Source organism: Burkholderia sp. D-99 (genome assembly GCF_011605345.1).
Taxonomy (GTDB): domain Bacteria; phylum Pseudomonadota; class Gammaproteobacteria; order Burkholderiales; family Burkholderiaceae; genus Burkholderia.
The window spans coordinates 510,355-528,713 of the sequence record NZ_JAAOXM010000001.1; the positions used below are offsets into that span (position 1 = coordinate 510,355).

The following is an 18,359-nucleotide window of genomic DNA, read 5'->3' on the forward strand; positions in this document are numbered from 1 at the left end:
TGTGGGCGGCGTGCAACGCGCCGCCCGTCGATGCTAGCGCGCCGTTCGCGCGCTCACGCAGTCCGATCGGATGATCGTGAAACCCCTCTGTCCCCGCAGGCGTGCAGCTACTCCGAACAGATGATGTCCGCGCCAGCCGGCGCGCCGACACTCCCATTCGTGGACCGTCGCTATTCGTCCGTATCGTGCGGGCGGCCTGCGCGACCCCGACTCGTCCAACATACATGGAGACGCACGCAATGAAGTTTTCCCTCATCTACGAAGCCCAGACCACCGACGCATCGCGCGAGGGCGACCACCGGGTATTCAAGGAGACGGTCGAACAGGCGCTGCTCGCCGAGCAGGTCGGTTTCGACACGATCTGGTGCGTGGAGCACACGTCGCTGACCAACTATGCGCACATGAGCGCGCCGGAAACCTTCCTTGCGTACCTGGCCGGCCGCACGACGCGCATCGGCCTCGGCCACGGCGTCGTGTGCCTGCCGCCGGCGATGAACCACCCGATCAAGGTCGCCGAGCGCGTCGCGCTGCTCGACATCCTGTCCGGCGGCCGCGTGCACTTCGGCGTCGGCAAGGGCGGCAGCCAGCAGGAAGCGGGCGCGTTCGGCTACGACCTCAACGAACTGCAGCCGATGATCGACGAGTCGATGTACCTCGTGCCGAAGATGTTCGTGCAGGACGAGATCGAGCACGACGGCAAGTACATCAAGATTCCGAAGCGTCCGATCCACCCGAAGCCGTTCCAGGATCCGCACCCGCCGATGTACCTCGCGTGCACCAACACCGACGCGCTGCTGCGCGCCGGCCAGCGCGGGATGGGGGCGCTGGTGCTCGGCTTCGGCGGCCCCGACGAAGTCGCGAAGAAGAACGCCGTGTATCGCGAAGCCTGGGCGAACCGCAAGCCGGAAGACCAGGTCGGCTTCCGTCCGACCCAGCACCTCGCGGCGCTGTGCCCGACGGTCGTGATGGCCGACGGCCAGGCCGCCCGCAAGATCGGCATCCGCGGCCAGCGCTATTTCATGGAATCGCTCGCGTACTGGTACACGGGCGGCGAGCGTCCGGACCCGGCGAAATGGGGCGACGACCTCGTGCAGGCCGACACCGGCGAGATGGTGATCCGCTCGCGCTTCGCGTCGGAGGAAGTCGTCGTGAACTTCGCCGACCCGGCGCTCGCGATGATGAACCCGAACCACGCGTACGGCACGGTGGACGACTGCATCGGCTATGTCGGCCGCCTGCAGGAAGCCGGCGTCGACGAAGTGCTGTTCCTGTGCCAGATGGGCACGGTGCCGCACGAGGCGCAGATGGAGACGATCCGCAACATCGGCGAGCACGTGATCCCGTTCTTCAACAAGGAGAAGGAACGCGCCTGCGCGTGATGCATCAGGGCCTGTTCACGCTGATGGCCGGCAAGGCACGTTCCCCCGTCTGGAGAAATTCATTCGTGGGGCCAGCGCAAGCCCGTCATTAGCCGGAACGGGCCCTGGGCCACGCCCGTCGTCCCGTCCGGTCGGACGATGCGGCGCGGTCGCGCGAAGCCGACCATCGGTGGTGGCGAGCATCGCCCGCGGCCAGGCCGCGCCGAACAACTTTGAACGAGAGCGGGGCAGGCGCCGCGGCGCATTACCCGCTTCACAGGAGACATTCGTGCATCGCGACAACGATTCGAACGCATTGGCCGCCACGCTGATCGCCCGGGCCGAGGCGCTGGCGCCGACGCTGGCCGGCCGCGCCGCGCAGGCGGAAGCGCAAGGCCGCATCCCGGCCGAGACGATCGCCGACATGCAGGCCGCCGGCTTCTTCAAGGTGCTGCAGCCGAAGCGCTACGGCGGCTACGAGCTCGATCCGCAGGCCTTCTTCGACATCCAGATGGCGCTCGCGCGCGGCTGCATGTCGACCGCGTGGGTGTACGGCGTCGTCGGCGTGCACAACTGGCAGCTCGCGCTCTTCGACGAGCGCGCGCAGCAGGACGTGTGGGGCAACGACCCGGCGACGCTGATCGCATCGACCTACATGCCGGTCGGCCGCGTGACGCCGGTCGACGGCGGCTTCCGCCTGTCGGGCCACTGGAAATTCTCGAGCGGCAGCGAACTGTGCGAATGGGTGTTCCTCGGCGCGCTGGTGCCGCCGGCCGAAGCCGGCCAGCCGCCGGAATACCGCACCTTCCTGCTGCCGAAATCCGACTACCGGATCCAGCAGGACTGGGATGTGCTCGGCCTGCGCGCGACGGGCAGCCACGACATCGTCGTCGACGACGTGTTCGTGCCCGCGTACCGCACGCACAAGGCGATCGACGGGATGATGGGCACGAGCCCCGGCCTCGCTGTGAACGACGCGCCGCTGTTCAAGCTGCCGTTCGCGCAGATCTTCGTGCGTGCGGTGTGCACGTCGTGCATCGGCGCGCTGCAGGGCGCGCTCGACGATTTCACCGGTTATGCGGCGACGCGGGTGTCGGCCAACAGCGGTGCGAAGACGACCGACGATCCGGGCGCGCAGAACGCGTGCGCGAACGCGGCCGTCGCGATCGACGAGATGAAGGTGCTGCTCAAGCGCAATTTCGCAGAACTGATGGCGTCGGTCACCGGCGGCCCGGCCGTATCGATCGAGCGCCGCGTGCATTTCCGCTACCAGTCCGCGCAGGTCGCCGAGCGCTGCGCACAGGCGGCGAACGCGCTGCTGCGCTACGCGGGCGGCAACGGCATCTATCACCGCAATCCGCTGGTGCGCCGCTTCCTCGACCTGCATGCGGCTCGCGCGCACTACGCGAACAACGTGGACCGTTTCGGCCAGAACCTCGGCGCCGTGATGCTCGGCCGCGAGAACACCGACTTCTTCATCTGACGGAGACGCGATGAACGACCCGCAAGCACAGCAATACGTGTTCGACGTGGTGGTCGTCGGTTCGGGCGCGGGCGCGCTGCTCGCCGCGTGCCGTGCGGCCGACCGCGGCCTGTCCGTCGTCGTGATCGAGAAGACGGCGCTGTACGGCGGCACGTCGGCCGTCTCGGGCGGCGGCATCTGGGTGCCGTGCAACCACCATATCGCCGAGCTGGGCGCGACCGATTCGCGCGAGGCCGCGCGCGGCTACATCGAAGCCTGCGTGGCCGGCGCGTCGACGCCAGAGAAGCTCGACACGTATCTCGACCGCGCGCCGGAGATGCTGCGCTACCTGGAATCGAAAACGCCGGTGCGCTACCAGTCGCTGCCGAAGTACGCGGACTATTTCCAGAAGGTGCCGGGCGCGATGCCGGGCTATCGCGCGCTCGATCCGCTGCCGTTCGACGGCGGGCTGCTCGGCGACGAGTTCGACCGGTTGCGGCCGCCGTCGCCCGGCACGCTGATCGGCGGACGCGTCGCGGTCACATCGAAGGAAGCGCACACGCTGTTCTCGCGCGGGCCCGGCTTCATGAAGCTCGCGATCGCGCAGTTCGGCCGGTACTGGCTCGATATCGGGATGCGCCGCCGCACGCGCCGCGACCGGCGCCTGACGCTCGGCAATGCGCTGATCGGCGGGCTGCGCCGCGCGCTGCTCGAGCGCAACGTGCCCGTGTGGCTCGATACGCCGATGCGCGACCTGCTCGATGTGGACGGCCGCGTGACGGGCGTGCGTGCGCAGCGCTTCGGGCAGCCCGTGACGATCGCCGCGCGACGCGGCGTGATTCTCGGCGCGGGCGGTTTCGAGCGTAACCAGCCGATGCGCGAGCGCTACCTGCCGCAGCCGACGCAGGCGCAGTGGAGCGCGACGCCGCCGGCCAACACCGGCGACGCGATCGCCGAAGGCCATCGGCTCGGCGGCGCACTGGCGCTGATGGAACACGTGTGGGGCGCACCGACGGTCGGGGTTGCCGGCGAGGAGAAACAGCGCGCGCTGTTCGTCGAACGCAACCTGCCGGGCTGCGTGATCGTCAACAGCCTCGGCAAGCGCTTCGTCAACGAAGCCGCGCCGTATTCCGAGTTCGTGCCGGCGATGTATCGCGACCATGCGCGCACCGGTGTGAGCGTGCCCGCCTGGATGGTGTTCGATGCGCGGTTTCGCCGCAAGTATCCGTGCGGGCCGATCATGCCGGCGTCGATGATGCCCGATGCGCGGATTCCGGCCGCGTTTCGCGACGTGATCGTGAAGGCCGACACGATCGACGCGCTGGCCGGGCGCATCGGCGTCGACGCGGCCGGCCTGCACGACACGCTGCGCGACATGGCGCGCTATGCGGTCACCGGCATCGACGAGGCGTTCGGCAAGGGCGACAACGCGTTCGACACGTACTACGGCGATCCGCAGAACAAGCCGAACCCGTGCCTCGGGCCGGTCGACCAGGCGCCGTTCTATGCGGTGCGGATCGATGCGGGCGACATCGGCACGAAGGGCGGGCTCGTCACCGATGTGCACGCCCGCGTGCTGCGCGCCGACGGCGAGCCGATCGATGGCCTCTATGCAATCGGCAACACCAGCGCATCGATGATGGGCGCGAGCTACCCCGGCGCGGGCTCGACGCTCGGTCCGGCGATGACCTTCGGGTATCTCGCCGCCGACCACCTGGCCGCACAGGCGGCCGACGCCGGCGGCCGGCCAGCCCGGCCATCCACGACTGAACTTGACGGAGTCCAATGATGAGCGATCTCACCAACCATCCGCTGCGCACCGACATGCTGCTCGCGATGCGCCGCCTCGCGCGCTCCGTCACGGTCATCAGCAGCGCGCACGACGGCCGGCGCTACTCGATGTCCGCGACGGCGGTCGATTCGCTGTCGACCGATCCGCCTTCGTTGCTGATCTGCATCAACCGCACCGCGTCGCTGTATCCGCCGCTCGATGCGGGCGCGTCGTTCTGCGTGAACGTGCTGTCCGCGCGCCACGAAGGCGTCGCGATCGACTGCAGCGGCCGCCTGAAGGGCGAAGCGCGCTTCACGACCGGCGACTGGCACTCGTCTCAGGACGGGGTTCCGTATCTGCGCGATTCGCAGGCGAGCTTCGTGTGCGAGCAGGACGGCCGCTTCGAGTACGGCACGCATACGGTGTTCATCGGGCGCATTCGCGAGGTGCTGATGAGCGGCGACGTCGATCCGCTCGTCTATCTCGACGGTGCCTACACGACGCCCGGTGCGCCGGTGGCCCGTGCGGCCGCGTGACGTGAGGAGCCGGCCATGAGCGATTCGCGCTTCCATCGGCTGACCGTTGCCGAAGTGATTGCCGAAAGCGACGACGCGTGCTCGTTCGTGTTTGACGTGCCGGCCGCGTTGCGCGACGCATTCGCGTACCGGCCCGGGCAGTTTCTGACGCTGAACGTGCCGTGTGCGGACGCGACCGTCGCGCGCTGCTATTCGTTGTCGAGCGCGCCCGGCATCGACGCCGCGCCGAAGATCACCGTCAAGCGCGTGCGCGACGGCCGGGCGTCGAACTGGCTGTGCGACCGCGTGCAGGCGGGCGACACGCTCGACGTGCTGCCGCCGGCAGGCGTGTTCACGCCGCGCACGCTCGACGGCGACCTGCTGCTGTTCGCGGGCGGCAGCGGCATCACGCCCGTGCTGTCGATCCTGAAATCGGCGCTCGTGCACGGGCGCGGGATGCTGACGCTGATCTATGCGAACCGCGACGAACGTTCGGTGATTTTCCGCGACGAACTTCAGCAGCTCGCGCAGCGCCATCCCGGCCGCGTGCGCGTGATCCACTGGCTCGACAGCGTGCAGGGCATCCCGCAGCAGCGCCATCTCGAGGAACTCGCGCGGCCGTTCAGCCAGCAGGAGACGTTCATCTGCGGGCCAGCGCTGTTCATGGAGAACGCGCTGGCCGCGATGCTCGGCCTCGGGTTGCCGCGCTCGCGTGTGCACGTCGAGCGGTTCGCGTCGTTGCCCGATGCGCCGGCGCAGGCCGACGCCGCAGCGCAGGCCGCGGCAACGGCGGCGTCCGGCGAAGGCGCGGCGATCGAGACGGTGCTCGACGGCGACGCGTTCGCGTTCGACAGCGCGCCCGGCGAAACGCTGCTCGACGCGATGCTGCGCGCGGGCGTGCCGGCGCCGAATTCCTGCCGGATGGGGCAATGCGGCGCGTGCATGTGCCGGATCGAGCGCGGCGAGGTTGCGCTCGACAGCAACCACGTGCTCGACGACGACGAGATCGCGGCCGGCTGGACGCTGGCCTGTTGCGCACGGCCCGCGAGCGATGCGCTGCGCGTGGTGTTTCCCGACTGAGCCGCGGCGCGCCGGCGGCGCGCACGGCCATCCTGATCTATGACGATGGACAACGAAATCCTGACCACGCCCGCGCTGATCGCGCGGGCAGCCGCGCGCCACGGCGCGCATCCGGCGATCGAGTCGGAGCATGGCCGGCTGACCTACGCGGAACTCGACGCGGCCCGTCTCGACGCGGCCCGCGCGCTGCTCGCGAGCGGTATCGAGGCCGGCGACCGCATCGCGGTATGGGCGCCGAACCTGCCGCAATGGATCGTCGCGGCGCTGGCGATCCACACCGTCGGTGCGATCCTCGTGCCGGTCAATACGCGGATGAAGGGGATGGAGGTGGGCGGCATCCTGCACGACGGCGGCGCACGGCTGCTGTTCTGCTGCGGCACCTTCCTCGGCGAATCCTATCCGGCGATGCTCGCGCCGCACCGGCCCGCGACGCTCGAGCGCGTCGTCGTGTTCGATGGCGAACCGCCGCCCGGCGCGCGCGACGAGACCTGGAACGCGTTCCTCGCGCGCGGCGCCGAGGTGCCGCTGGCCGCGGTGCGCGAACGCGAGGCACAGGTGACGCCCGACACCGTGATGGACCTGATGTTCACGTCCGGCACGACGGGCCGCCCGAAGGGCGTGATGACCGCGCATGGCCAGAACCTGCGCGCCGCGCAGGCGTGGGCGGCAATCGCCGGCGTGCGCGCTGACGACCGCTACCTGATCGTCAATCCGTTCTTCCACACGTTCGGCTACAAGGCGGGCTGGCTCGCCGCGCTGTCGAGCGGCGCGACCGTGCTGCCGCATCTCGTGTTCCAGCCGGCCGACGTGCTGCGGCGCGTCGCCGACGACCGCGTGTCGGTGCTGCCCGGCCCGCCGACGCTGTACTACGCGCTGCTCGACGCGCCCGATCGCGCGACGCGCGACCTGTCGTCGCTGCGGATCGCGGTCACGGGCGCTGCGGCGATCGCGCCGAGCCTGATCGAGCGGATGCGCGCCGAGCTCGGCTTCGAGACGGTGCTGACCGGCTACGGGCTGACCGAATCGTGCGGCTTCGCGACGCTGTGCCGTCAAGGGGACGATGCGGAAACGGTTGCCTATACGTCCGGCCGGCCGATGCCGGATGTCGAATTGCGCATCGCGGGGCCGGGCGGTGCGCCGCTCGGGCCCGACGAGACCGGCGAGATCTGGGTGCGCGGCTATAACGTGATGCGCGGCTACTTCAACCAGCCGGACGCGACGCGCGAGACCGTCGATCCCGATGGCTGGCTGCATACGGGCGATCTCGGCTGCGTCGATGCGAACGGCAACCTGAAGATCACCGATCGCATCAAGGACATGTTCATCGTCGGCGGCTTCAACTGCTATCCGGCGGAGATCGAGCGGCTGCTCGCCGCGCATCCGGCGATCGCGCAGGTCGCGCTGGTCGGTGTTCCCGATACGCGGCTCGGCGAGGTCGGGCATGCGTACGTCGTGCTGAGGCCGGGTGCGCACGCGGATGCAGACGGACTGAACGACTGGGCACGCCGCAACATGGCGAACTACAAGGTGCCGCGGCATTTCACGTTCGTCGAGCAACTGCCGACGAGTGCTGCCGGGAAGGTGCTGAAGTACCGCCTGCGGGCGGGGACCGAGGCGGCGGCCTGAGCGCCGCCGCGACACACGAACGGGATGAACGCATGAACGACAACGGGTTTCCGCAGGGCGCGGTGCTGGTGTTCGGCGGCAGCGGCGGGATCGGGCAGGGTGTCGCGCTCGAGTTTGCGCGCGCCGGCGTGCCGGTCGCGGTGGGCTACCGCAGCAAGGCCGATGTGGCCGAGCGCGTCGCGCGCGACATTCGCGGCGAAGGTGTCGCGGCCACCACGCACTGCGTGGACGTGACCGATCCCGCGCAGGTCGACGCCGCACTCGCGGCCGCGATCGGCGCGCATGGCCGCGTGCACACGGTCGTCTGGGCAGCCGGGCCGTTCGTGAACCAGCGCCATATCGGCGACATGACGCACGACGACTGGCGTCGCGCGATCGACGTCGAGACGATCGGCTTCTTCGTGGCGGCGAAAGCCGCGCTGCCGCACTTCCGTGCGTCGGGCGGCGGATCGTTCGTGACGCTCGGGTCGGCCGGGCATCTGCGCTGGCCCGATCGCGACGGGCTGTCGGTCGCGCCGAAGGCGGCGAACGAGGCGCTGGTCAAGGGGCTGGCGCGTGAGGAGGGGCGTTACGATATTCGCGCGAATTCGATCCTGGTAGGCGTGATCGAGGCCGGGATGTTTCCGGTGCTGCTCGAACAGGGGCAGTTCGACCAGGTGTGGATCGACGAGACGCAGAAGATGCTCGCGCTCAAGCGCTGGGGGAAGGCGCACGATGTCGGGCGGGCGGCGGTGTTTCTGGCGTCGGACAGGGCCAATTACATTACCGGGCAGCAGTTGAATGTTTCGGGGGGATATGGGTTGTAGGCTGCCGAGCCTTATCCGGCAAGGCGTGTTCAGAATTTGTTCAAAATGCATTCGGAACCAAGCACCCGTGATCTTGGCCCGGACGGGTTCCAAACCTCGCGAATCACCATACAGGGCAGCCGTTTTGTCGTCTTGATGCCCCAGCCATGCCTTTGTGTCTACGCCGCCTTGTTCCACGTACAAGCGTTTCGACAAAATGCGCCAGCTGTCGTTAGCTCGTCGTTAGCTACAACAGCCCGGTGCTTGCGTTGGGCGACACGGGTGGCGCGGGCAAAGGGTACCTGCAGTTTCAGAAGGCGAGAGCGGCTGCATGGAATATCGGGAGCGCATCGAGTGCATCGAATCAGCGTGGGATCGATTGTTACGTTTCTGGTTCCTACGTCGATACTCCTTTCACGATTACGAACGCGACGGGCATCGTTTCAATGCCCGACGGCCTCATATCCGCCGGCGGCATCAACGGTACGCCGATAGGCGCGACCACGCCCGCGGCAGGCACGTTCGTCAATCTGGCGACGAACGGCACAACGACGCTCGCGTCTGCACCCACTACCGGGTCTGCCACGATCTATCCGACGGTGCCGACCAACGCAGCACTGCTGGCACTGTCGACGGCCACGACCAGCACCGTCACGCGCCTCGGCGACGTCGCCCCGCTGACCTATACGGCCAGCGGTAGCGCGTGCTCGCTGAATTCGGGCAACGGCGACAACGGCTCGCAGGTCAAGAGCGCCAATCGGTTGAGCTGGATCGCCAATTTCCCGTCTGGGCCGCGCAACGTACTTGAGTGGGGTGCTTACATCAACACCGATGCGTCGACCACCACGCCGGACAATCAAGCGGCTATCAACTCGCTTCGGTCGAATGGCGGGCTATCTATCTGCTCGCCGGAACGTATTCGATCTCTTCGGCCCTCTCCGTCGGGAATGGCGCGTCCGCATCTGCATCGACGATCAATGGCGTGGTGATAGAAGGCGCTGGCGCTCCCGGCATGACGTCGCTGAATCGGATCGGGTGGAACGTCAACCCGACGACGAGGTTGCAGTGGAGCGGCGGCTCCCTTCCGGTGAACGTCATCAACGGCCTCCCGACTGGCTGGAGGCTGCGCAGCTTGTTCCTGGATGGCAATTCCGCAGCAACGTACGGCATTTCCGTTCAATCCGGCTCTGGCAATTGCAACACCGATCTCACGATCACGAACAATACGCTGGGCCAGGTTGGCTCGTTCACGTATGCGGCTTTCTCGGGCGCCACGTTGACCAGATTCTCTGGCGAACATCGGAGCGCGGGGTACGAGCAGCGGCTCGCTCGCGCCGAACCGGTGGATTTCGGTATTGGGCGTGAACAGCGCGATGTACCCGACCGGTCTCGCCAACCTGCAGATCGTCGGCATTCCGTCGCAGTGGGCGAGCCGGGTGCTGACCGGGCAACCGGCGGCGATTTCGGCCACGGCGTTCACGCCGTACTCGGTGCTGCACCCGGGGTTGTTCCGAGTCTCGGGTTACCGGTTCATCACGACGCCCGGTACCCGCGGCGCCATCACGCCCACGATCAGCTGGAACGATGGCAACAACTCGCCGACCGTTTCCGGGACTGGTGTTGCGGCGAATGGTGGCTGGACGCAATTCTCATCGGTCAACTATGCGGCGGCCGGCACGAACATTTCGTTCGGCAAGACATTCGGCAGCGTCACTGGCCGCCCCGCCTATACGGCGTCGTTCAACGTCGAGCAGTTGCCGTGACGTCGGGGGCCGCCTGCTTCTCGATCAGCGCGGTGAAGCCGGGTAGCAGGAGCATGTTCGAGTAGTAGGTGAGGTGATCGCCGTCGAACAGGATCGGTTTTCCGTCTCGATAGGCGCGGCATTCCGATCCGGGGCAGAGTGTCGGCAGCGGATCCCAGACCTCGACGCCCGGAACCGCATTCTGCATTTTCGCGTAGGACGCGAGGATCGGCGCGCGCAGATCGTCGAGAAGAGGGCGCGGGACCGACATGCCTTTCTCGCAGATCGGATTGTTGCGGTTGAACCAGTCCGCGCAGCGATACGGAATGCTCTCGAGCATTGGCGTCGGCGCTTCGAACACGACACGCGCGCCGCGTGCGGCGAGCTGCTGCAGCACCGGGACGGCACGTTGCACGCCGTCATCGCGGCCTTGCTGGGCCGTCGGGCTGAACACGGCATTCTTCGCGGCATCGACGCCGAACACGGCCCATTGATCGACCATGCGCGGCAGGCGCAGGGACGCCAGCAGGACGACGTCGCCCGGCTTGATCTTCGGCAGCATGTCGGCAACGGCGGCATCGCCGAATGCCTTGCAGGTGTCGTCCCGGCCGGGCATCCACGCTTGCAGGCTGATGAACGGGCAGCCGCCAACGTTGTAGGCGTAGATCGTCGCGCCGGTGCGCGCGGCAAGCTGTTTCAGCATCCCCGAATATGCCATTGCATGGGAGTCGCCGAGCACGAACACGTTGTGCGCGAACGTCACCGGCGCGCTGCATTTCGAGCGTTCGTTGACGAAGACGAGGCCGCCATCGAAGGCGCGCGCCGATGAGGCGACGCTACATCCGTTGTCGGCGATCACCTGGCTCGGACCCTCCGGATACCAGAGGGCCATGTTGCGCGTGACGGTGCTCAGCGAGATGCTGGTCTGGTTCGATGCGACGGCCGTCGAAACGAGATAGCCCGACGCCACCAGCGCCAGGCCGGCGCCGATCATGGCCGACTTCCTGGCGCCGCGCGCTGCCTTGCGGGGCGGCTGCTCGACGAAGTGGAAGGATGCGATCGACAGCGCCGCGGTCAGCGCGATGGCGGCGATCTGCCATACAGGCGAATCGAGCCCGACTGTCCAGCGAAACAGAACGAAAACCGGCCAGTGCCAGAGGTACAGCGAATACGAGATTTTCCCGATGAAGACCATCGGGCGGCGCGTGAGCAGCAGAAACGCCACGCCACCGCGTCGTCCGTGCAACGTTCCGAGAACGAGCGCCGTGCCGGCGACCGGCAGCACGCATGCCGGAAACGGTGCGGCCTCGGGGCGCGCAAGAATCAAGCCGAGTCCGAGGGCAACCAGACCAATATCGCTGGCCACGGCGAAGCGCGGACGATACCGGCTCTCGCTATCGAACGAGTGCCCGCGCGCGTGCATGATCTGGAACAGCAGCACGCCGATGCCGAGTTCCCAGAAGCGGGACCACATCATGTAGAAGGCGCGCGTTTCGTCCGTGCGGCCGAGCCAGATCGCGCATACGAGCGACGCTACGAGCGCAGTCACGAATATCGCGACGGAGAGCGCACGGCGGCCGCGCAGCCACAGAACAAACAGCAACGGAAATACCAGATAGAACTGTTCTTCGACGGCGAGCGACCAGGTATGCGTGAACGGGTTGAATTCCGCTACCGGAGAAAAATAGTTTCCGGTGTTGGCCGAGAGAATGAAATTCGAAAGGCCCAGGAACGCGAACATGCCGGTCCGCTGATTCGATGACGAAAGCCAGGCTTCGGGAATGAACAGCGCGGAGGCGATGAACGTCACAAGCAGCATGACGACGAGCGCCGGCGTGATGCGCACCAGGCGCCGCGCGTAGAAGTACGACAGAAATTTGCCGAGGCTCAGGTTGCCGAGCTCGCTCACCGACATTGCCACGACGAATCCGGAGATCACGAAGAACACGTCGACGCCCGCGAATCCGCCCGGAAGCCACTTCGGATTCAGGTGGTAGACGATCACGGACAGGACGGCAATGGCGCGCAATCCATCGATATACGCGGCATGGAATGGCTTTTTTTCCATAGGGGCAGAGCAGCAGGCAGGAATTGGTAATCGGCCGTAATGGTAACTGAATAACAACCATCAACCGCCCACGTGCGGCTTTATGCATTTCGGGGCTGATGAACCATCCAAGTGCACAAGCGCGCGACGTAGTGACGCCGGCCCGCATCTTGGATCTGGAGAACCGTATGAGCACTCCCGAGCAACGGGTCGCCTCCTGCCACGACGAGCGTTCGCGGAACACGCAGGTGCCGCAGCAGGTCGAGCCGAACACGGCAGAGCTGATCGCGCTGGTGAGGTTCGCGAGCAGCGGCATCTGCTTTTTCGCCGGCCTGGGACGGTTCCTGCGCAAGCAGGTGATCTGGCTCGGGCCGTTCATCACGATCGGCGCTGCGCTGTGGGCGATCGCGCATGGCAAGTGGCCCGAATGGCCGGAGCAGTCGTGAACCTGACGGCCCCCATCATTGCCGCCAGCTGCGGCGCGTCGCCGGCTCTCGCCGCGCTGCAAGGCGTACGCGCCGCGCAGCAGATCAACACGCCGCTGCGCACGGTGGCGTTCGTGGCGACCGTCGGCGTCGAGAACCTGAACGACAGCAAGGAAGGGCTGCTCGCCACGCTCCCGAAGTACGTCACCGACGCCGAGGCGCAGCAATACGCGCGGCGGCCGCGGGCCATCGCGAATCGCGTCCACGCGAGCCGGTACGGAAATGGCGACGAGGCGAGCGGCGACGGTTGGCGGTATCGTGGCCGCGGGCTGATCCAGAGCACGTTCCACGACAACTACCCGCTTTGCGCGGTGGTGCTCGGTTTACCGCTCGTACAGCAGCCGGACCTGCTCGCCGCCCGTGCGAATGCGGCGTCATCGGCCGCCTGGTGGTGGGCCGCGCGCGATCGCGCCGCGCGCCAGCGGCGCGAGGTCACACCGTTGCAACGTTTCTTCAATGCATGGCGCCGCACGCGCTTGACCGCAACGACGCTCCCCACCCGCTGAAGTCCATCCCGCCTCGTTCGGCATGCATTGCGGCATCGATGCATGACACGCCGGATCGCGCGCCCCGGCATCGTCTGCCGAATACGGATGCGTTCCTGAAACATTTCCTCCGATTACAACCCGCGTTACCGCCCGTGATTTTCTGTAACGCTTGCTCCGCTTCGGTTTGCGCCGCATGGCACGCGCTTTGCGGTTGACCCGGTGCCGCCGGTGCAAACGAAATTGGCAAGAACGATGAACGCCTCGGCGGCATGCAACGACATCGAAACAAACGGGGAATCGGATCGGGCCGTGGACGCCGCCTGTCGCGGTGTACCTGCGCGCGTGTCGTATCGGTCATGCGTACGGGGCAACGCGTTCCCGATCCGTCGAACAGCAAGCGAGCTTGCAAGGTGTCGTGCCGGGGTTCGCATCACGCATGGCGACGCAGGCCGCATGCGTTGGCGAGGCGCGCCCGGCACATGTCGAGGGAGGCGCCCGTGAAAATGACGGTGAACCAATGGGCAGCGGTAGCGGTGATGTTCGCCGCGAGCGCGCACGCGCAGGAGATCTACCTGCAGGGCGGCACACAGGGCGTCGGCATCGGCGCGGCCGTGAGCTTCAATTCGATGCTGGGTGCGCATGCGGACTTCAATGCGATCGATCTTTCGCATGACTTCACGGTGGCCGGCAATCGCTATCAGGACGACCTGAAGCTGCGCCAGGGCGGCCTGTACGCGGACATCTTTCCGTGGCGAGGCAGCGGCTTCCGGGCGACGCTCGGGATGCGCTTCAACGACGACGATCTCCGCGGTGTGTCGGTGCCGACCAACGGCACCTATGTGTTCGGCGGCAAGCGCTATCCGGCGATGCCGGGGATGTACGCGGTGGCGGAAGCGCGCTATCCGACGGTGATGCCGTACTTCGGGATCGGCTACGGGCATCGGCCTGCGTCGAAAGGGCTGGGATTCGTCGCCGACCTCGGCGTTGCGTACGGGATACCGAAATGCTCGTACACGCTGTCGCCGGAACTGGCTGCCGCGGCGGGCCCGGCGAAGAGCCAGATCCTGGCCTCGAGCGGACTGGATTCGCTGCGGCAGGTGATGTCGCGCTACCGGTGGTATCCGGTGTTGCAGATCGGGATTTCGTATCGGTTCTGAGCGGTGGGTTGTCGCTGCGTGTGCCGGCCGGGGATTGCCGGCACGCCCGATACGGGTGGGGTAATGGGTGTTGGCAAGGGCAGGGCTGGCGCCCGTTGCCAGCACCGCGCGCGGAAGCGGTGAATGCAGCCGTCCCGCGGCGATCAGCCCGCGCCTACCGTTCAGTGGTGATTGGCCGATCGGCCGTCTTTCCCGACGCTCCGATCCGGCTTACCTTTCAAACAGCAGTTCGACGTGTCGGGCGAGCGGCGCATGCCGAAAGGGTTCATGCGGCCTGTAGCCGCTCGCTGACGCCAACCACCGTCCTCCTTCCGTCATTGGCGATGATAGCAATGATTGCAATTTGCGGTCATGGCGCTATCATTGATATCAACCTGGATGGAGGGAACCATGGCAAATCTACTGGTGCGTAACGTGGATGACAGTATCGTTCAGAGCCTGCGCGAGCAGGCGGCGGCAAATGGCAGGAGTGCCGAGGCCGAACATCGGGCCATTCTGGCCGATGCGCTCGGCCGGCCGAAGCGAAAGACATTTGCGCAAGTGCTGATGAGCATGCCCGAAGTTGGCGAAGACGCGGATTATCAACGTGTTCAGGATTCCGGCGAGGCCAGGCGTGTATTTGATTGATACGAACGTCATCAGCGAAATCAGGAAAGGCAAGCGAACCAACCGCGGCGTGCGGGCGTTCTTCAGGCAGGCCGCGGCCGACGCCAGCCCGCTTTACCTGTCCGTCGTGACGGTTGCTGAACTTCGCCGCGGCGTCGATCTGATCCGTCATCGCGGCGATTACCCCCAGGCGTCGGCGCTCGAGGCGTGGATGGCGACCATCCTGGCCGGCTATGCGCCGAACATCCTGCCGGTCGACATCGAGGTCAGCCAGATGTGGGGGCATTTGCGCGTGCCCGATCCGACACACGAACTCGACAAGCTGATCGCGGCCACGGCGCTGATCAACGATCTCACCGTGGTCACGCGCAACGTCGCGGATTTTGCCCGCACCGGCGTCAGGTTGCTTAACCCGTTCGACTGATCCGGGTTGCCGTGCCGCGGCAACCCGCACCTGCTTCCCGTCTCCTTCCACATGCATGGCCCGCTCCGCCGGGCTTTAGCGCGCGTCTGCGCCGCTCCAATTCCCCGCCGCCTCTCGTCCCAACAGACGATGTAACACCACCCCCGACCGGCCAGAATCCTTTCACGAACAACGGATTCTGAACCAGGAGGAGGCCGACATGATCGATGTCCGTGCGCTTGGCTATGTCGTCGTCGAGGCGACGCGCGTCGATGCGTGGCGCCGCTACGCGGAAGACGTGCTGGGCATGCAGGCGCTCGACGCGCCCGACGGCGCGCTGTACCTGAAGATGGACGAGCGCGATTTCCGCTACGTGATCGTTCCCGGCTCGACCGACCGCTATTTCGCGTCGGGCTGGGAACTGCCCGACGGCGCCGCGTTCGACGCCGCGCTTGCGGCACTGCAGCGCGCAGGCGTCGAGCCCGTGCGCGCGACCCGCGACGAAGCCGCGCTGCGCCGCGTGCAGGCGATGGCGTGGTGCACCGACCCGTCCGGCAACCGCCACGAGCTGTACTGGGGCGCGCGCTGCGACTTCCGCCGCTTCGTGTCGCCGCTCGGCGTCGCGCGCTTCGTCACCGGCGACATGGGGCTCGGCCACGCGGTGCTGCCTGCGCCGCAGTTCGACGCGACCGACGCATTCGTGCGTGGCGTGCTCGGCTTCGAGCTGTCCGACATCTTTCGGGTGAAGTTCACGGCCGATCCGGCCGAACCCGAGAAGCGCATCCATTTCATGCACTGCCGCAACGCGCGCCATCACAGCCTCGCGCTGTTCGAGATGGCCGTGCCGTCGGGCTGCGTGCACGTGATGGCCGAAGTCGATTCGATGGACGAAGTGGGCCGCGGGCTGGATCGCGTTGCGGCGCACGACGTGAAGATGTCTGCGACGCTCGGCCGTCACTGCAACGATCAGATGATTTCTTTCTACATGAAGACCCCCGGCGGCTTCGATCTCGAATACGGCTTCGGCGGCCTCACGGTCGACTGGTCGAAGCACGCGGTGTTCGAGGCCACCAAGGTGAGCCAGTGGGGCCACGATTTCAGCATCGGATACCGGTAAGCCAGCACGATGACGATGAAACCTCTCGACAAGACGATGTCCGCGCGCGACGTGGTCGCGCAACTCGCCGACGGCATGACGATCGGCATCGGCGGATGGGGGCCGCGGCGCAAGCCGATGGCGCTGGTGCGCGAGATCGCGCGCTCGAACCTGAAGGACCTGACGATCGTCGCCTACGGCGGCGCCGATGTCGGCCTGCTGTGCGCGGCCGGCAAGGTACGCAAGGTGGTGTTCGGCTTCGTGTCGCTCGACGTGATTCCGCTCGAGCCGCAATTCCGTCGTGCGCGTGAACAGGGCCGCATCGACGTGCTCGAACTCGACGAAGGGATGCTGCAGCTCGGCCTGCGCGCGGCCGCCGCCCGGCTGCCGTTCCTGCCGACGCGCGCCGGGCTCGGCACCGCGCTGCTCGACCACGCACCGGCGCTGCGCACGGTGCAATCGCCGTACGACGACGGCGAAACGCTGCTTGCGATGCCGGCGATCGAACTCGACGTCGCGCTGCTGCACGTGAATGCGGCCGACCGGATGGGCAACACGCGCATCGACGGCCCCGATCCGTTCTTCGATGCATGGATGGCACGTGCCGCGCAGCGCTGCTACGTGTCGGCGGAGACAGTCGACGCATCGATCGCGACGGAAGACCTCGACGCCGCGAAACGCAATCCGTTCGAGCGCTCGCTCGTCACGGGCGTCGTGCACGCGCCGGGCGGCGCGCACCCGACGTCGTGCGGGCCGGCCTACGGCTGGGACCTGCCGCACCTGCGCGCGTACTGCGCGAGCGCGGAAGACGACGCGAAAACGACGGCGTACCTGCGCGACGTGGTCGGCCAGGACGAACGCCAGTACCTCGAAGGCGTCGGCGGCCTGTCGCATGTGACGACGCTGCCGTTGCCGATTCTGTAAAGGAGCGCCTGTGAGCGAATCTCTCGACCATTCCCTCGCGGAACTGATGATCGTCGCGTCCGCGCGACTCTGGCGCGACGACGGCGAAGTGCTGGCGACCGGCATCGGCACGGGCCCGCGGCTCGCGGCCGGCCTCGCGCGGCTCGCGTACAACAACGGGCTGATGCTGACCGACGGCGAAGCGTATCTCGTCGAGGAGCCGGTGCCGCTCGGCCCGCGCCCCGACGGCTATCGCGTGAAGGCGAGCGGCTGGATGACCTACGAACGCGTGTTCGACTGTCTGTGGCACGGCCGCCGCCACGCGCTCGTGATGCCGACGCAGATCGACCGTTTCGGCCAGGCCAACATCTCGTGGCTCGGCGACGACTACGCCCGCCCGAAAACCCAGCTGCTCGGTGCGCGCGGCTTCCCCGGCAACACGACGAACCACGCGAACTCGTTCTTCGTCAGCGGCCACGGCAAGCGCACGTTCGTCGATGGCGAAGTCGACATGGTGTGCACGGTCGGCTACAACCCGGCGCGCCGGCTGCCCGGGATGAAGACCTTCGTCGACCTGCGCAGCATTGTCACCGACCTGTGCGTGATGGATTTCGGCGGGCCGGACCATGCGATCCGCGTGCGTTCGCTGCACCCGGGCGTGAGCTTCGACGAGGTGCAGGACGCGACGGGCTTTCCGCTGATTCCACATCCGGAACTCGGCACGACCGAAGCGCCGAACGCGGAAGACCTGCGCATCGTGCGCGCGCTCGATCCGCACAACCTGCGCGCGACGATCGTGCGCAACAATCCGGCGCCGCGCCGGGGATGAGGGGCG

Annotated in this window: 18 protein-coding genes; 17 read left to right on the plus strand and 1 reads right to left on the minus strand. The window is 67.0% G+C overall.

What is annotated here, in order from left to right; all coding sequences use genetic code 11:
- Nucleotides 1-239 precede the first annotated feature (239 nt).
- The 9 genes from HAV18_RS02230 to HAV18_RS02270 all read left to right on the plus strand — a co-directional run bounded on the left by HAV18_RS02230 (nt 240) and on the right by HAV18_RS02270 (nt 10,360).
- Nucleotides 240-1,379: an LLM class flavin-dependent oxidoreductase gene (locus HAV18_RS02230; protein WP_011355016.1), complete on the plus strand. Its 1,140-nt coding sequence runs from the start codon at nt 240-242 to the stop codon at nt 1,377-1,379.
- Nucleotides 1,380-1,647: 268 nt separating this feature from the next.
- The gene (locus HAV18_RS02235) at nt 1,648-2,841 is read left to right on the plus strand and encodes an acyl-CoA dehydrogenase family protein (protein WP_166952133.1); all 1,194 of its coding nucleotides are present in this window, start codon (nt 1,648-1,650) and stop codon (nt 2,839-2,841) included.
- A 10-nt stretch (nt 2,842-2,851) separates the two neighbouring features.
- Nucleotides 2,852-4,609 (plus strand): FAD-dependent oxidoreductase, encoded by a 1,758-nt coding sequence (locus HAV18_RS02240; protein WP_166952135.1) that lies wholly within the window; start codon nt 2,852-2,854, stop codon nt 4,607-4,609.
- Entirely contained in the window at nt 4,609-5,127 is a 519-nt protein-coding gene (locus tag HAV18_RS02245; protein ID WP_166952138.1) for a flavin reductase family protein, read from the plus strand. Before HAV18_RS02240 ends, HAV18_RS02245 begins: the two co-directional genes overlap by 1 nt.
- Before the next feature lie 15 nt (nt 5,128-5,142).
- Complete coding sequence (locus tag HAV18_RS02250; protein WP_166952141.1) at nt 5,143-6,186, plus strand: ferredoxin--NADP reductase; 1,044 nt, start codon at nt 5,143-5,145, stop codon at nt 6,184-6,186.
- 39 nt (nt 6,187-6,225) lie between these two features.
- On the plus strand, nt 6,226-7,812 hold the full coding sequence (locus HAV18_RS02255; RefSeq protein ID WP_279573890.1) for a FadD3 family acyl-CoA ligase: 1,587 nt from the start codon (nt 6,226-6,228) through the stop codon (nt 7,810-7,812).
- A 32-nt stretch (nt 7,813-7,844) separates the two neighbouring features.
- Nucleotides 7,845-8,618, plus strand: a complete 774-nt coding sequence (locus HAV18_RS02260) for an SDR family NAD(P)-dependent oxidoreductase (protein ID WP_166952147.1) — start codon at nt 7,845-7,847, stop codon at nt 8,616-8,618.
- 248 nt (nt 8,619-8,866) lie between these two features.
- Nucleotides 8,867-9,586, plus strand: coding sequence for a hypothetical protein (locus HAV18_RS02265; protein ID WP_166952149.1), 720 nt, complete (start codon nt 8,867-8,869; stop codon nt 9,584-9,586).
- Nucleotides 9,587-9,958: 372 nt separating this feature from the next.
- Complete coding sequence (locus HAV18_RS02270) at nt 9,959-10,360, plus strand: hypothetical protein (protein ID WP_166952152.1); 402 nt, start codon at nt 9,959-9,961, stop codon at nt 10,358-10,360.
- Here HAV18_RS02270 and HAV18_RS02275 read toward each other — a convergent pair.
- Complete coding sequence (locus HAV18_RS02275; RefSeq protein WP_166952155.1) at nt 10,338-12,407, minus strand: acyltransferase family protein; 2,070 nt, start codon at nt 12,405-12,407, stop codon at nt 10,338-10,340. The genes HAV18_RS02270 and HAV18_RS02275 overlap by 23 nt on opposite strands.
- Nucleotides 12,408-12,574: 167 nt before the next feature.
- Here HAV18_RS02275 and HAV18_RS02280 point away from each other — a divergent pair, with 167 nt between their 5' ends.
- From HAV18_RS02280 to HAV18_RS02315, 8 genes are all read left to right on the plus strand, one after another.
- Nucleotides 12,575-12,832: a hypothetical protein gene (locus HAV18_RS02280; RefSeq protein WP_243771524.1), complete on the plus strand. Its 258-nt coding sequence runs from the start codon at nt 12,575-12,577 to the stop codon at nt 12,830-12,832.
- Nucleotides 12,829-13,377, plus strand: a complete 549-nt coding sequence (locus HAV18_RS02285) for a glycoside hydrolase family 19 protein (protein WP_347814726.1) — start codon at nt 12,829-12,831, stop codon at nt 13,375-13,377. Before HAV18_RS02280 ends, HAV18_RS02285 begins: the two co-directional genes overlap by 4 nt.
- A gap of 461 nt (nt 13,378-13,838) precedes the next feature.
- On the plus strand, nt 13,839-14,516 hold the full coding sequence (locus HAV18_RS02290) for a hypothetical protein (RefSeq protein ID WP_166952164.1): 678 nt from the start codon (nt 13,839-13,841) through the stop codon (nt 14,514-14,516).
- Nucleotides 14,517-14,906: 390 nt separating this feature from the next.
- Nucleotides 14,907-15,143 carry a FitA-like ribbon-helix-helix domain-containing protein gene (locus HAV18_RS02295; RefSeq protein ID WP_166952167.1) on the plus strand — a complete coding sequence of 79 codons (237 nt, stop codon included), beginning with the start codon at nt 14,907-14,909 and terminating at the stop codon, nt 15,141-15,143.
- A complete protein-coding gene (locus HAV18_RS02300) occupies nt 15,130-15,546 on the plus strand; it encodes a type II toxin-antitoxin system VapC family toxin (RefSeq protein WP_347814733.1) in 417 nt (138 codons plus the stop codon). Before HAV18_RS02295 ends, HAV18_RS02300 begins: the two co-directional genes overlap by 14 nt.
- A gap of 199 nt (nt 15,547-15,745) precedes the next feature.
- Entirely contained in the window at nt 15,746-16,642 is an 897-nt protein-coding gene (locus tag HAV18_RS02305; protein WP_166952170.1) for a VOC family protein, read from the plus strand.
- 9 nt (nt 16,643-16,651) lie between these two features.
- A complete protein-coding gene (locus HAV18_RS02310; protein ID WP_166952173.1) occupies nt 16,652-17,545 on the plus strand; it encodes a CoA transferase subunit A in 894 nt (297 codons plus the stop codon).
- A 10-nt stretch (nt 17,546-17,555) separates the two neighbouring features.
- Entirely contained in the window at nt 17,556-18,353 is a 798-nt protein-coding gene (locus tag HAV18_RS02315; RefSeq protein ID WP_166952176.1) for a ketoacid CoA transferase, read from the plus strand.
- The last annotated feature ends 6 nt before the right edge of the window (nt 18,354-18,359 follow it).